This window comes from Arthrobacter sp. lap29, assembly GCF_032458965.1.
Lineage (GTDB): Bacteria > Actinomycetota > Actinomycetes > Actinomycetales > Micrococcaceae > Specibacter > Specibacter psychrochitiniphilus.
In genome coordinates, this window is sequence record NZ_JAUCEK010000008.1 from 144,131 (window position 1) to 158,038 (window position 13,908).

Here is a 13,908-nt window from a genome sequence, read left to right on the forward strand (position 1 = left end):
TAACCCGCAGCGCCCAGGTGGAGCAGATGAGTTTGCCTTAGCGATCAGGCCGGTTCTGCCGCGGTGCCAGCAGCGTGACGCCGTCTGGCACCGGTGGTACACCCGCGAAGGTGCATAGGATGTTGGCCCACGCCTCAAGATGCTCTTTCATGGAGGTTCCAACCGGCGTCCAGGAGGCTCGCAGTTCAAGGTCTATCGCGTCGGGGCGCGTGGCCAAGGTGCCGTAGCTTTCGGACAGGATGCGGGTGGCTGTCCCGCCCACATGGGTGTAGGTGACACCTTGTTCCTCCAATGCCTCCACCAACCAAGCCCACGCCACGTTACCGAGCAGGGAGTCGTTGCCCATCTCGGATTCCAGCTGCGCACGGATATAGGTCACAACCCTGAATGTGCCGCCCCACAGATCAGAGCCGTTCGGGTCATGGAGGAGAATGAAACGTCCCTTAGCGAGTTCTTCGTTATTGCAGAGAATTTCCGCGCCCAAAGCTACTCCGAACGGGGCCAGCCTGGCCGGGGCAGGAACCTCGGCGAGTTTTAGTTCGCTGCGATACCGGGCAGCACGCAACGAGGTCAATGCGCTCAGAAACTCTGGCGGCAGTGCTGGAGAGGGGCTCACACACGAACATTATGATGCGCTCGTCACAAAGTTCCGCAGGCGCGCCGGAACCGGTCTCATTAACCGGGCCCGCCGCTACCTGGCGCGCACTATGGAACAGCGCCGCTTTAGGCCTGTGGCACAAGCTCCAAGGCAGTCTCGAGTGCTGCGGCGAAGGCGTCAACGTCCTGCTCAGACGTATCAAAGGAACACATCCAGCGCACCTCCCGGGCGCTCTCATCCCAGTCGTAGAAGCGGAAGCTTTCCCGCAGGAGCTCTGCCACACCGGCTGGCAGAACGGCAAAGACGCCGTTTGATTGGGTTGCCTGGGTGCATGTGACGCCGGGCAGGGATTCAACGGCGGTGCGCAGGCGCGCGGCCATTGCATTGGCATGTGTGGCTGAGCGGAGCCATAAATCGTCCGCCAGCATGGCCAGGAATTGTGCCGAGATGAAGCGCATCTTGGAGGAGAGCTGCATATCCATTTTGCGCAGGTAGATCAGCCCATCGCACGCCGACGGGTTCAACGCCACTACCACTTCGCCGTACAGCATGCCGTTTTTGGTCCCGCCAAAGGAGAGCACATCAACGCCAGCGTCCGAGGTGAATTCACGCAGCGGCACGCCTAGGAAGGCGGCTGCATTGGCAAGCCGGGCACCGTCCATGTGCACCTTCATGCCCAGCGAATGTGCATGATCACAAATGGCGCGCACCTCGGCCGGGGTGTAGCAGGTGCCCAGTTCAGTGGTCTGGGTGATGGAGACGGCCAACGGCTGGGCGCGGTGCTCATCGCCAAAGCCCCAGGCTTCCTTATCGATCAGCTCCGGCGTCAGCTTCCCATCCGGTGTGGGAACAGAGAGCAGCTTCATGCCGCCCACCCGCTCCGGAGCGCCGTTTTCATCCATGTTGATGTGGGCGGTGGAAGCACACACCACAGCACCCCACCGCGGCAGCAGTGACGAGAGTCCCACCACGTTGGCCCCGGTGCCATTGAACACCGGGAACACCTCAACCTCACGGCCAAATAGTGCGGTCATCTGCCTCTGAAGTTCGGCCGTGTACACGTCCCCGCCGTAAGCCACCTGGTGGCCGCCATTGGCGCCAGTCAGTGCCGCCAGCACCTCGGGGTGAAATCCCGAATAATTATCCGAGGCGAAGCCCTTCAGGTCTCTCTGGTGCAGCGGGATGGATTCCTTGCCAATGCTCACTATGTGCCTTTTTCTCTTATGAATGTGGTGCCAAGACCAACCGGGCACCATTGATGTCCGCGGCCGGCGTGGTGAAAAGTCCCGCAACAGTTTGACCCAGCTGGTCTACATCTGTGAAACCGGGGAACGTTCGTTCAGGGGAGCGCGCGCGCATAGTGGCATCCACCAGGGCCTTCACCACCAGCACGACGGCGGCCGCGGCACCTTCCGCCGGAGCTGCACCTTCCGCGGGAGGGGCAGCGAATCCGGCGGCCACGGAACGCACCCACGTTTCAGCTGCTGCCTTCACCGCCGCGTAGTTGGCGTCACCGGCGGAGGGGTTGGTGACCGTGGTGGAGGAGACTATTGCCAGCCGGCCCACGGGTGAGGCAGCGAGGTCGTCATAAAAGGCCTTGCTGGTATTCCGTAACGTGGTCAAGACCGTTGTGTGCAGGAAGTCCCAGTCGCTATCGCTTTGGCCAGTGATTCCCGTGCCGCCGCGCCACCCGCCAACCAGGTGGATCAGGCCGTCAATGCGGCCATAGCCGGTTCGAAGATCGGCCGCCAGCTCGGCCACGTCCTCTGGGTCAGCCAAGTTGCACACGAGAGGGACTGCGCCCTCGGTGAGTTTGGCGGCGGCACTGATGCGCCCGGCGTCGGACCCTACAGTGAGCACACGCATGCCAGCGCCGAGGAGGGCGCCGGCTACAGCAATTCCGGCGGCACTGCTGCCACCGGCGATCAAAACGAGGGGACTGTTCATGCTTTCAACAGTACCCACCTAAGCTGCGCTCGTGCCGGTTATGCCAGCGGTGGATTCAATGACGTCCCGCATTTTCTTGTTCAGGGCCTCGTAGAACATGGAGTGGGGGAACTCATCATCCATGACGGCGTCGGTCATTTCACGCAGCGGCGCCGTCAATGGCAGGGCGTCCGGACCCTTGGCCCAGAGTGAGGCCGGGTGGGGTGTCAACGTGGCGGAGACCAGCTGGTAGGCGGCGAGCCAGTGCGCCACCTTGGGCCTGTCAATGGAGCGCCAGTACAGTTCCTCAATCTCGTGGCCCAAGGCAATCACCACGGCGGGCACTTCTGCCCAGTCAATGCTCAGCTTGGTGTCGGTCCAGTGCAGCACGTGGTGCTGGTGCAGCCAGGCGAAGAGCAGCTGCCCGCCCAGTCCGTCGTAGTTGCGCACCCGGGAGCCTGTGATGGCGAAGCGGAAAATCCTGTCAAAAATGACGGCATACTGAACAAGTTTTGCGTGTTTGCGAGCCTCAGGAGAGGCGTTCTCATCCGCTTCCACGGCCACGGATTCGCGGTACGCGGTAAGGTCGCAGCGTAACTCTTCCAACGAATACAGGAAGTACGGCATGCGCTGCTTGATCATGAACGGATCAAAGGGCAGGTCCCCGCGCATGTGTGTCCTGTCATGGATGAGGTCCCACATGATGAAGGTTTCCTGCGTCAGTTCCTGATTCTCTAAAAGTTCCAGAGCATCTGCCGGCAATTCCAGGCGGGTCACTTGTGCTGCCTCCCGGACCACCCGGCGGAAGCGGGCGGCTTCGCGGTCCTGGAAGATGGCGCCCCACGTGAACGCGGGAGTTTCGCGGACGGCGACGCTTTCGGGAAAGAGGACGGCGGAGTTGCTGTTGTAGCCGGGGGTGAAGTCAATGAACCGCAGGGGAACAAAAAGTTTGTTGGAATAGTCCCCGGCTTCCAGTTCGCTAATGAATTCAGGCCACAGCGTTTCTACGAGTACGGCCTCCACCAGGCGGGACGTTGAACCGTTTTGGGTGTACATGGGGAACACCACCAGATGCCCCAAGCCGTTGACGCGGTGGTCTTGAGGGCAGAAGGCCAGCAGAGAATCAAGGAAATCCGGCACGCCCAGCCCTTGTGCGAGCCACTTGGTGAAATCATCCACCAGCAGGTGCAGGTACTCGCCGTCGTGGGGGAAATAAGGTGCCAGGGCAGTAATGGCAGCTGTGATGGCCTCAATCAGCTCCGCCGCAACGGGGTGGTTGGCTTCCTCCGGCACGGAGCCGTCCTTGACCTGGAGTTCCGCCAGTGCCGTGGCAGCCTGTTTCAGGGCCAGCCACGCAGGGTGATGGGCCACCTCAGAGTAATCGAAGGAACTGGCGTCAAAGAAATTGGCGTTATTGATGGTTTCCAGCGTCAGACTCATGGCCGTCTCCTAGGCTCGTCGGTGGCCGGAGGTGTTCCAGACCGGTTAATTCCGAGCGTAGCAATGGAATAGAAGATCTAATGTCAAAAGAGCCTGAGCATAAGAAACTCTCTGGCTCAGAGTGTTGTGAACAATTCAGGCGACAGTTCTCTTGAGCCTTTTGGCGGGGGACTTCCCGTGAGCTCCCCGCAGAGCCCAGCTCCCCGCAGGGCCTTTAGGCTGGGTCAGCAGGGCGAAGGGTCAGGCAGATGGAATTGATGCAGAAGCGTTCGTCCGTGGGGGTGTCGTACCCTTCACCCTTGAAGAGGTGGCCTAAGTGAGAATCGCACGCGGTGCAGCGCACTTCGATGCGTTCCATACCGAGTGTTTTATCATGCAGGTACCGCACGGTGCCTTCTGCCAGCGGTGCAAAGAAGGAAGGCCAGCCGCAGTGTGAGGAGAACTTCTCCTTGGAAGTGAAAAGCTCGGCACCGCAGGCGCGGCATTCGTACACGCCCTCCTGCATGGAGTCCCAGTACTCGCCGGTAAAGGGGCGCTCTGTGCCAGCCTTGCGCAGGACCTTATACTCGGCAGGGGAAAGTTCTTCGCGCCACTGAGAATCGCTCTTGGTAACGGTGGGGGAGTTCTCAAAGCTGTTCATACTGTTGCCAACGTTTAAGAGTCACCAATAAATCCCGAATCAGAGTACAAATGCAAAACGGGGAGCCCCAGCTTGCGTTGTGCCTGATGCGCCCAGTCCTGCCGGAAGGTGTCTGCCACGGCGTGCGGGCGGGTGACCACCACGGCCTGCCGAGCGCCGGATTCGGTGACTTTGGCAACCAGGGAGGCAACGGCGTCGCCCTCGGCAACAGTGCCAGTGGCCTTGGCCCCGGCTTCGGCAAGCGAGGACAAGGAGGCCGCCAAGATGTCCGCAGCCTCTGCCCTGACAGTGCTAACGTCAGGCTTTTCGCGGAATTCCCGCAGGGCGCCGGGCAGATCCAGCATGGTCAGTTGATCAACCACGTCCACCAGTAGATTGCGCCGAGTATCTGCCGGCACTACCAGGACCAACTCCACATCATCCTCAGGCCCGTAGAGCTCCGTGATGTTTCCCGCGTCAATGGACGTCAGTGCTTCTTCTGTCAAAATGATGATTGCCTCGCTCATGGCACCAGCATATGCGTCCTGAGAAGAAAACAATGAACAAGCACAGAGAAGTGCGAAGAAAGTTACGAAAGCTCCGGTGCGCCGCTCGACGCGCGCCGGGGCAGTGGGCACAATGGTGGCATGGCATCCTCTTCTCAGCCCTCGCGTCCATGGCTCAAGTGGGGCGCCCTCGGTGCCGCAGCGGCGGGGACCGGGGCAGCCGTTGTGGTGACGGCAACCTCTGGCCTTGCCGCCTACTTTGCCCGCCGCGTAGTGACCCCGGAAAAGCAGCGAGTGGACGATGTTGCAATTCTCGCCGTCATTGCCGACGGCCCGGCGTTGCAGATCGTGCTCGAGGCCACACCCGACACCACCATTGATGGCAGCTACGGGCTGTTCTTCAACAACAGCCGCGCCCACGCCGTGATTGGCAAAATCATCTCCTATGTTCCGCGCGAAGGCAGCGTCACGCGTGAAGTACTTGCCGTGCACGGTGGGGATTTGCGCACCGCCACGGCCGGCTGGTGGTCCGGCAACCTCCACGCACACCCCGAAGAGATGGGGCTGCTCAGTGAGGACATCACCTTGAACCTTCCCGTGGGCCCAGCACCTGCCTGGCTGCTGCCGGCCCCCGATCCCGGAGCGAGCTGGGCCATCATGGTCCATGGGCGCGGAGCCACCCGCAATGAGGGGCTGCGGGCCGTTCCCACAGCGCACCGTCTGGGTATGAATGCGCTCCTGATGTCCTATAGGAACGACGGCGATGCCCCCGCAGCGCCAGACGGACGGTATGGGCTGGGGGTCACCGAATGGGCCGATGTGGAAGTCGCCATTGACTTTGCCATCTCCCGTGGGGCCAAGGACGTGGTGCTCTTTGGCAATTCCATGGGTGGGACCATCAGCCTGCAGACGGCCGATCTGGCCCGCAACCGCAAACACGTCTTGGCGTTGGTGCTAGATGCTCCCGTCATCAACTGGGTTAACGTGCTAGCGCACCAGGCACAGCTGAACCGGATCCCCAACTTCATTGGCCAATACGCAGAGGTCATGCTGACCCACCCACTGGGCCGGCGCATTACGGGCCTGGCTGGGCCCGTAAACCTCAAGAGTATGGACTGGGTTTCGCGCGCCGTTGAATTGCGGACACCGTCACTGATTCTGCACAGCATTGATGATGACTTTGTGCCCTATGAGCCCACGGCGGAACTGGCCCGGCGCAATCCAGAGATGGTCACGTTCGAGCCGTTCAGCAAGGCCCGGCACACCAAGGAATGGAACGTGGACCCGGAACGGTGGGAAAACGTGGTGGAAGCCTGGCTGCGGCCCCGGTTGGGCTGCTACGGCCTGCCACGGAGCTAAGTTCCAAGCCTCACGGTTTGTAGGTATCTACCTTTCGTGGGTGCCAAGACGGGCAACAGCTTAGGCGGGCATCAGCTAGGACCGGCCGTGCTCAGCCAGCAGCTGCAACGGTCAACTTCGGCATCCAAGATCACGCGCCTAGAGTCCGGTCACCGGCTCGGGCATGGGCCCGGGCCAGCGTCTGCCCGCACACTGACGCGTAGAATTTTGCACCGCGAGGGCGGATGTCGTCAACGTTCACGGAACCCTTCCAATCGTGGAGTTGCCGTAGGTAAAAGTCCCTGATGATCCCGTCCACTCCCTCCGCGGACTGCCACCCGAGGAAGATGTCCCCCGATGCCTGAAGCAGACGCTGACCCTCAACCACCCGTTGCCCGTGGCTGGGATACTGGCTGGGCCCAAGGTATCGCTCAAGTACCGATTCCTGGGCCTCCTTGGCCTGAAGGACCAGAGGGTCGTTTGCGTCCCTGCCCGTCAGGAGCAGAATCCAGGCCCGGGTGCCAACGCTTCCTACACCAACGACCTTGCGAGCCATATGTACAAATGAGAACTCCTTGACCGGATGGTTCTTGAAAGCCAGAGTGGCCGCGTACTCGTGCAGGAGCATTCGCATCGAATCCTCGAGCCGGTTGCGTGCTCCAGCATCGCCAATCAGGTCCTCGATGGGTTCAATGAGCGGGGGATCCGCCTGAATCCGCAGCTCGCCGTCGATCTCCCGCACAAGTTTGGAAAATACAGCTGCACTGTCCTTAGTACGCGCCTTGGCCACAATTGCTTGGGTCTTCTTTACCTGGCGCTTGCCGGCCCGCTTAGCTTCTTTCTCTGACCGGACCCATGAAAGTATGCGGTCCGCGTCCAGCCGGTCGTACCAGGCGTCCAGCACGCGCGCCTTGGCAGCCCCACGCATTTGCTTGCGGTAGCCCTCTGCAACGGCCAGCGTTGTCTTCCGCCGTTGTTGTGCTGTGAATCCGGCATTGCGGGTGCCGACCTCAAAGCTTGCCGCCAGACGTTTGAGGTCCCACTCCCACGGCCCTGGCAGGGTTTCATCGAAATCGTTGATATCGAACGTTAACTTGCGCTCTGCGGTTCCGAAAACACCGAAATTCGAGAGGTGGGCGTCGCCACAGAGTTGTGTCATGATGCCTGAGTTTGGTGTGGTCGATAGATCCGCGGCCATGAGAAGCGCCGCCCCCCCGAAAAAAGGTAAACGGCGAGACCATCATCCGCCCGTAACGAATGGGCACGAGCTCGGGGACACGCAGGACCGATTGTCCCTCAAGAAGAGTGACGGGATCCGGCCGGTCAGGTGCGGATCCCACGGTGCGTGGCTTGATCTGGGGCATTCTTTCCTTGCCGTCCGGCCGCCGCTGCGCCGTTCCTCGGCGGTTAATTTAGGCATGACATTCCTCCACATCCTCGCAGGCGATGCCCCTGTCTGAATAGGCAAGGAGGGTCTCATAAAGCTTGATCTGGCGTACAGGAAGCGAGTCCGCCCGCCTTCACCATCAGTATGTCAGCAGCTTGGGGTGGGGGCTAGAGGCCGACGAGAAACGATTCACGCCCTCAAGGGGCGGTTAGCACCGTGGACGGTGCCCAGTTTGGAGACGCACGGGCCGCCTTGACACTATCTGGGAATAGGCAATAGATCTCTCCGCTTGGTGGCCGCCTATAGATAGTCTTGTCCCTGAAAAATTCGGAATACCGCATCGTGGTGCCCTCCAAGCATCTAGGGCGTCTAGCTGACCGTCCAGATCGCTGTGGGTTGAAATGATCGGGAGAATCTTGTTAGAGAGGCCTACCCTTAAATTACTCGCCCATGGCTGTAGACGTCAGCCGAGATCATTGTTGGGATGTTGCAGGTGTTGCCCGTGAGGAGAGAGTTTCTGGCTGTGTAAAGCCCACTCCGTGCCTCACGTTTGTCCAGTCCGCACGAGGACAATCAGAAAGGTTTTCAAATCGCCAAAGAAGGCTGAGGCAAATTTCGTGTTTAGAACGCCAGGACCGGGGTGGGCTTAGGCCGCCAGAAGCTGGCGCAGGACGTTGTGGAGGATCCCGCCGTTTTGGAAATATGCGGCCTTGGCGGGGTGTCGATCCGCACGATTGCTTTGATGTCTCGGGACTCTCCATCCTGTTGAACCCGCACCAAGACTTGTTTTGGGATGTCGGCGGCGCCGGCTAGCCCCATGATGGAGTACTCCTCTTCACCGCTGAGCCCAAGCGTCTCTGCGTTCTCGCCGGGGCTGAACTGTAGCGGGAGCACGCCCAGTCCCTGGAGGAGCCCGAGCCGTATTCAGCCCCGGCGATAACAATCAATGGGACGTTGTCTTAGAGATATTTCCGTGACGCCTCGAAGATGCTCAGCTGTTCGCCGTCTGGCAGATGGCGAGTGAATCCCCACCCCCTCGGTGCCGGGCACCATCTTATTGCGCAGTCTGAGGTTGACGAACGTGCCCCGGATCATAACTTCATGGGTGCCGCAGCGAGATCCGTAGGAGTTGAAGTCGACGCGCTGTACGCCGTGCTACAGCAGATAACGGCCGGCGAACATCCGTCGAAGCATCATCCCAGGCGTACATGTCGGCGGTGGGAATTTGAAGATTTTGCCAGTTGTGATCCCCATCGAAGACGTTAGCTTAGCCGGGCGCAAACAGCTTGTCATGAACTGCTTCGCCAACCACTTCCTGGATTTTTTGGCTGGAGGGCCAGATATCGCGCAGGTAGACGGGCTCACCCGACGCGCCCTCGCCCAGTGAATCCGTGAGCAGGTCAATGTTCATGGTGCCGGCCAGCGCATAGGCGACCACGAGCGGTGGTGAGGCAAGAACATTCATTTGGGTCTGGGGGTGGATCCTGCCCTCGAAGTCGCGGTTCCCGCTGAGCACCGAACTGACAGTGAGATCGTTGGCTGTCACGGCCTGTGGTGCCTGCGGAATTAGCGGACCGGAGTTGCCGATGCAGGTGGTGACGACGCGCGGCCCGGGGGCCAGTGAGGTCTTCACCCACGGCTGTGATCTCAAGCCGTGCTCTACCGCTTTCTTGGCCGGCAGCCCGGCGCCGATCATTACGGAGGGGTTGGACGCGTTGGTGCAGCTGGTGATCGAGGCGATGACGACGTGGCCGTGCTCGACAATAACCGGCGTTGTGCCCGGCAATGTTACTTGAGCCGGATTCGACGGGTACTGTGAGGTCGCTCCGTCACCGCCACCGTCTCCGTCGCTGCCACGGTCCACGGGCCGGTCGCCTGGGCGATCCCTGTCGCAGGCCAGCGGGATGCGATCCTGCGGGCGCTTGGGACTGTCGATGAATGGTTCCACCCCGGCCAGCTCGAACTCGACAGACTGGGAATGGCTCGCTCCGTGCCCGGCGTCATGCCAGAGACCCTGTTCCTTGACGCAGGCCACCACCAGCTGAATTTGCTGTTCCGGCCATTCGGTCAGACGAAGATAATCCAAGGTGATCGCGCCGATCGGGAAAATTGCGCAAGTTCAACCATATTCCGGGCTCATATTTCCAAGGGTGGCGCGATTGGCCAGTGGAATGGCAACCACACCCGGACCGTAAAAACCGACACCCCAGCCCAACACGCCGAGACCCTTGACCACGGGCGTGTGGGTGTCGGTGCTGTCCGGGCTATCCGGATATGCCTGGCGCAGCGCCACGCCATTAACGCTGCCGGGTCCTTTGCAGCCTCCCGGGTGAAGATCACGCGGGAGAGGTACTCAAGGTTGATCTGGTGACAGATGCCTGTATCGGGGGGCGGACCAGGAAGTCGGAGAAGGCCTGCTGCGCCCAGCGCAGCAGTTCAAGTTGGTAGCGTTCCTTGTTGCGGAAGAATTCCAGCTTTGCGTTGGCCGCAAATGCGCACGAAGTGCCGAAAACATAAGCGATGACAGAGTGGTCAATCACCAGTTCCGAGGGGATCAACGGGTTGATCTTCTGAGGATCACCGCCCAGCCGGCCGGCTTCATTGCTTTCATTGCCGACCGTCAGCGTAGTGCGGGCTCCGAAACTGTTCCACAGCGGGGCCTAGGATCAGGTGTTTTCTTTGGGCAATGCGGACAGGACATCGGCATTGAGGAAGGAGATCATGTCCAGTGGGATTCCCACCGGGCACACGGCGGTGCATTCGCCGATCTGTGTGCAGCCGCCGAATCCTTCGGCGTCGTGTTGGTTGACCATGGCCAGTGCCCGCTCTTGGCGTTCGGGCTGGCCTTGGGGGAGAACGCCCAGGTGGTTGGCCTTGGCTCCGGTGAAGAGCATTCCTGATCCGTTGGGGCAGGCTGCGATGCAGGCTCCGCAGCCGATGCACACGGCGGCGTCGAAAGCTCGGTCAGCGTCTTTTTTGGGCATGAGGGTTGCCGCGGCGTCCGGGGCTGATCCTGTGGGGGCGCTGATATAGCCGCCCGCCTGGATGATCCTGTCCAAGGCGCTTCGGTCCACGATGAGGTCCCGCAGGATCGGGAAGGAAGCAGAGCGCCACGGTTCAATGTCTATGGTGTCGCCGTCGTTGAAGTGGCGCATGTATAGCTGGCAGGTGGTGGTGAGCGCCTCGGGGCCGTGGGCGATCCCGTTGATGACAAGGCTGCACATGCCGCAGATGCCTTCGCGGCAGTCGTGGTCAAAGGCCACCGGATCGTCTCCGGCAGCAGTGAGCTGGTCGTTGAGTACGTCGAGCATTTCCAGAAAAGACATGTCGGGGGAGACTCCGTCCACCCGGTAGCTGACCATCTGGCCGGCGGCGGTTTGGTCGTGTTGGCGCCAGATGCGCACGGTGATGTTCATTTGTAGCTCCTCTGCGCCAGTTCCACGTTGTGATACTCGAGGTTCTCCTTGCGCAACCGCGGAGGGGCGCCTTCGCGGGTGAATTCCCACGCCGCAACATAGGCGAAGGCAGCATCGTTGCGCAACGCCTCGCCGTCGCCGGTTTGGCTTTCGGTGCGGAAATGGCTGCCGCAGGATTCACCACGGTGGAGCGCATCGATGCACATGAGCTCGGCCAATTCGAAGAAGTCTGCGACCCGGCCTGCACGTTCAAGCGTCTGGTTCAGTTCCTCGTTCATGCCGGTGACCTTGACGTCCAACCAAAACTCCGCCTTGAGCGCACGAATCAGACCAACAGCATGTTCAAGGCCCTCGGCGTTGCGTTCCATTCCGCAGTACTCCCACACGATGGCTCCGAGCTCCTTGTGGAAGGAGTCAACGGTCCGGTTGCCGTCAATGGACAGGAAGCGGTTGAGGCGTTCGCGGACCGTTTCCAGCGCTTTCACTGCCTCTGGGTGGGAGGAATCTGCGGTGCCAACAGGGTTTTTGGCGAGGTAGTCGTTGATGGTGTTGGGCAGGATGAAGTACCCGTCAGCCAAACCCTGCATCAGTGCGCTGGCACCCAGCCTGTTGGCGCCGTGGTCGGAGTAGTTGGCCTCACCGATAACGAACAACCCGGGGATGGTGCTCTCCAGGTCGTAGTCAACCCACAGCCCGCCCATGGTGTAATGCACGGCCGGGTAGATGCGCATCGGGGACCGGTATGGGTCCTCGTCGGTGATCTTTTGGTACATGTCCAGGAGGTTGCCGTATTTCTCCTCGATCGCGTCCCTGCCCAGACGGGTGATGGCATCCGCCAAATCAAGATATACCCCGCGCCCGCCAGGCCCCACACCGCGGCCGGCGTCGCACTGGTTCTTGGCGGCACGGGAGGCGACGTCCCTGGGGACGAGGTTGCCGAAGGCTGGATATTGGCGCTCGAGGTAGTAGTCCCGTTCGTCCTTGGGAATATCCCCGGGTGCCCGGGTGTCCCCGGCCTGCACAGGCACCCAGATGCGCCCGTCGTTGCGCAACGATTCGCTCATCAGTGTCAGCTTTGATTGGTGTTCGCCGCTGACAGGGATGCACGTCGGGTGGATTTGGGTGAAGCAAGGATTGGCGAACAAAGCACCCTTGCGGTGGGCCCGCCACGTGGCACTGGTGTTGCACCCCATGGCGTTGGTGGAGAGGTGGTAGACGTTGCCGTAGCCTCCTGTGGCAAGGACGACGGCGTCCGCCAGGTGGGTCTCCAGCGTCCCGTCCACGAGGTCCCGGACCACAACCCCGCGTGCCAAGCCGTCGATGACGATGAGTTCGAGCATTTCGTGGCGGGTGTGCACTTCCACCGTACCTGCGCTGACCTGGCGCTCAAGGGCTTGATAAGCGCCCAGCAGCAGTTGCTGGCCTGTCTGCCCGCGTGCGTAGAACGTCCTGGACACCTGTACCCCGCCAAAGGAGCGCGTGTCCAGCAGACCGCCGTAGTCTCGGGCGAAGGGAACCCCCTGGGCAACGCACTGGTCGATGATGGCGGAACTGACCTCCGCGAGCCGGTAAACATTTGACTCCCTTGACCGGTAGTCCCCGCCCTTGACGGTGTCGTAAAAAAGACGGCGGATGCTGTCGCCGTCATTGCGGTAGTTTTTGGCTGCGTTGATTCCGCCCTGGGCTGCAATGCTGTGGGCGCGCCGGGGGCTGTCCTGGTAGCAGAAACTCTTGACGTGGTAGCCGGCTTCGCCCAAGGTGGCCGCAGCCGAGGAGCCAGCCAGCCCGGTGCCGACAATGATGACGGAGAGCTTGCGCCGGTTGGCAGGGTTGATCAGCTTGGCACCGAAACGGCGGGTCTCCCACTGGTCCTGAAGCGGCCCGGCGGGGGCCTTCGCATCCTGAATCGGTTCTCCCACCGTGAATAACGGCTCCATCAGCTCACCCATCCTGTGAAGATTGCCAGCGGTGGAACGAGAAAGCCCACCAGAATGATCAGCATGACAACGGTTGCCAGCTGATTGAGGAAACGCCGTGTGGCGACGGATTTGTTGGCGCCCAGGGAAGCGAAAGCGCTCCAGATTCCATGGCGCAGATGGAAGCCGAGGGCAATGAGGGCGATCACGTAAGAGAGCACAACCCACCAGATTTGGAACCCGTTGACCATTCTTTGGTAGGGGCTGTCAGAGGCACCACCGGGTGCAATGACATCCGCGGAGAGGTGCAGCAGGTGGTAGATCACGAAGAGGCCTATGATCACCCCGCCCCAGCGCATGGTGAACGAGGAGTAGCTTCGTTGGACGCCGCGCCGGTTCTTGGTGGTCTCGTATCGCCAACCGCCTTTGCCTGCCGTGGCCCGGCGCGAGCGGTGCCACAGGGTGAACGCGGAAAAGATGTGGAGCAGGACACTGACCAGCAAAATTACCCGCAGGATCCACAACGCGCCCGCATACGGCAGCAGTGGCTGGCCGATCTCCCGCAAATATCCGGCATAACTGTCAAAGCCCTGTTGGCCCTCGAAGACCTTCAGGTTGCCATACATGTGGGCTAACAAAAAAAGGATCATGATCAGCCCGCTGATCGCCATTGCCGCGTGTAGCGCCACAGATGAACGCGCTGCGGTAGAGCGCACACCGGCCACATTGCCCGTTCTCATGCGCCCACCCTAGGCTCCGTTC

15 protein-coding genes and 1 pseudogene are annotated in these 13,908 nt (G+C 61.0%); 1 reads left to right on the top strand and 15 read right to left on the bottom strand.

Annotation, left to right across the window (positions count from 1 at the left end; all coding sequences use genetic code 11):
- Positions 1-37 precede the first annotated feature (37 nt).
- The 6 genes from RY113_RS14230 to RY113_RS14255 form a co-directional block, all read right to left on the bottom strand.
- Positions 38-616: a DUF3000 domain-containing protein gene (locus RY113_RS14230; RefSeq protein WP_315915096.1), complete on the bottom strand. Its 579-nt coding sequence runs from the start codon at positions 614-616 to the stop codon at positions 38-40.
- Positions 617-723: 107 nt separating this feature from the next.
- Entirely contained in the window at positions 724-1,803 is a 1,080-nt protein-coding gene (locus RY113_RS14235; RefSeq protein ID WP_315915097.1) for a low specificity L-threonine aldolase, read from the bottom strand.
- 16 nt (positions 1,804-1,819) lie between these two features.
- A complete protein-coding gene (locus tag RY113_RS14240) occupies positions 1,820-2,545 on the bottom strand; it encodes an SDR family oxidoreductase (protein ID WP_315915098.1) in 726 nt (241 codons plus the stop codon).
- Positions 2,546-2,563: 18 nt separating this feature from the next.
- The gene (locus tag RY113_RS14245; RefSeq protein WP_315915099.1) at positions 2,564-3,964 is read right to left on the bottom strand and encodes a DUF6421 family protein; all 1,401 of its coding nucleotides are present in this window, start codon (positions 3,962-3,964) and stop codon (positions 2,564-2,566) included.
- Between the two features lie 214 nt (positions 3,965-4,178).
- Complete coding sequence (msrB, locus tag RY113_RS14250; protein ID WP_110106109.1) at positions 4,179-4,604, bottom strand: peptide-methionine (R)-S-oxide reductase MsrB; 426 nt, start codon at positions 4,602-4,604, stop codon at positions 4,179-4,181.
- 14 nt (positions 4,605-4,618) lie between these two features.
- Positions 4,619-5,110 carry a hypothetical protein gene (locus RY113_RS14255; RefSeq protein ID WP_315915100.1) on the bottom strand — a complete coding sequence of 164 codons (492 nt, stop codon included), beginning with the start codon at positions 5,108-5,110 and terminating at the stop codon, positions 4,619-4,621.
- Positions 5,111-5,230: 120 nt separating this feature from the next.
- Here RY113_RS14255 and RY113_RS14260 point away from each other — a divergent pair, with 120 nt between their 5' ends.
- On the top strand, positions 5,231-6,448 hold the full coding sequence (locus RY113_RS14260) for a S9 family peptidase (protein WP_110106111.1): 1,218 nt from the start codon (positions 5,231-5,233) through the stop codon (positions 6,446-6,448).
- A gap of 130 nt (positions 6,449-6,578) precedes the next feature.
- On the opposite strand, the gene RY113_RS14265 is transcribed toward RY113_RS14260, so the two are convergent.
- The 9 genes and pseudogenes from RY113_RS14265 to RY113_RS14300 form a co-directional block, all read right to left on the bottom strand.
- Positions 6,579-7,625 (bottom strand): DUF2252 domain-containing protein, encoded by a 1,047-nt coding sequence (locus RY113_RS14265; RefSeq protein WP_110106112.1) that lies wholly within the window; start codon positions 7,623-7,625, stop codon positions 6,579-6,581.
- Between the two features lie 19 nt (positions 7,626-7,644).
- Positions 7,645-7,791 (bottom strand): annotated as a pseudogene (locus RY113_RS18525) (DUF2252 family protein); the annotation flags it as partial.
- 644 nt (positions 7,792-8,435) lie between these two features.
- Positions 8,436-8,708: a hypothetical protein gene (locus tag RY113_RS14270; RefSeq protein ID WP_245932179.1), complete on the bottom strand. Its 273-nt coding sequence runs from the start codon at positions 8,706-8,708 to the stop codon at positions 8,436-8,438.
- Positions 8,709-9,081: 373 nt separating this feature from the next.
- A complete protein-coding gene (locus RY113_RS14275; RefSeq protein ID WP_315915101.1) occupies positions 9,082-9,900 on the bottom strand; it encodes an aconitase family protein in 819 nt (272 codons plus the stop codon).
- Between the two features lie 33 nt (positions 9,901-9,933).
- A complete protein-coding gene (locus RY113_RS14280) occupies positions 9,934-10,107 on the bottom strand; it encodes a hypothetical protein (RefSeq protein WP_315915102.1) in 174 nt (57 codons plus the stop codon).
- A gap of 43 nt (positions 10,108-10,150) precedes the next feature.
- The gene (locus tag RY113_RS14285) at positions 10,151-10,372 is read right to left on the bottom strand and encodes a hypothetical protein (RefSeq protein ID WP_315915103.1); all 222 of its coding nucleotides are present in this window, start codon (positions 10,370-10,372) and stop codon (positions 10,151-10,153) included.
- 108 nt (positions 10,373-10,480) lie between these two features.
- The gene (locus RY113_RS14290) at positions 10,481-11,230 is read right to left on the bottom strand and encodes a succinate dehydrogenase/fumarate reductase iron-sulfur subunit (protein WP_315915104.1); all 750 of its coding nucleotides are present in this window, start codon (positions 11,228-11,230) and stop codon (positions 10,481-10,483) included.
- Positions 11,227-13,167 carry a fumarate reductase/succinate dehydrogenase flavoprotein subunit gene (locus RY113_RS14295; RefSeq protein ID WP_396334247.1) on the bottom strand — a complete coding sequence of 647 codons (1,941 nt, stop codon included), beginning with the start codon at positions 13,165-13,167 and terminating at the stop codon, positions 11,227-11,229. The genes RY113_RS14290 and RY113_RS14295 overlap by 4 nt, the downstream gene beginning before the upstream one ends.
- On the bottom strand, positions 13,167-13,886 hold the full coding sequence (locus RY113_RS14300) for a succinate dehydrogenase cytochrome b subunit (protein ID WP_179442403.1): 720 nt from the start codon (positions 13,884-13,886) through the stop codon (positions 13,167-13,169). The genes RY113_RS14295 and RY113_RS14300 overlap by 1 nt, the downstream gene beginning before the upstream one ends.
- Between the last annotated feature and the right edge of the window lie 22 nt (positions 13,887-13,908).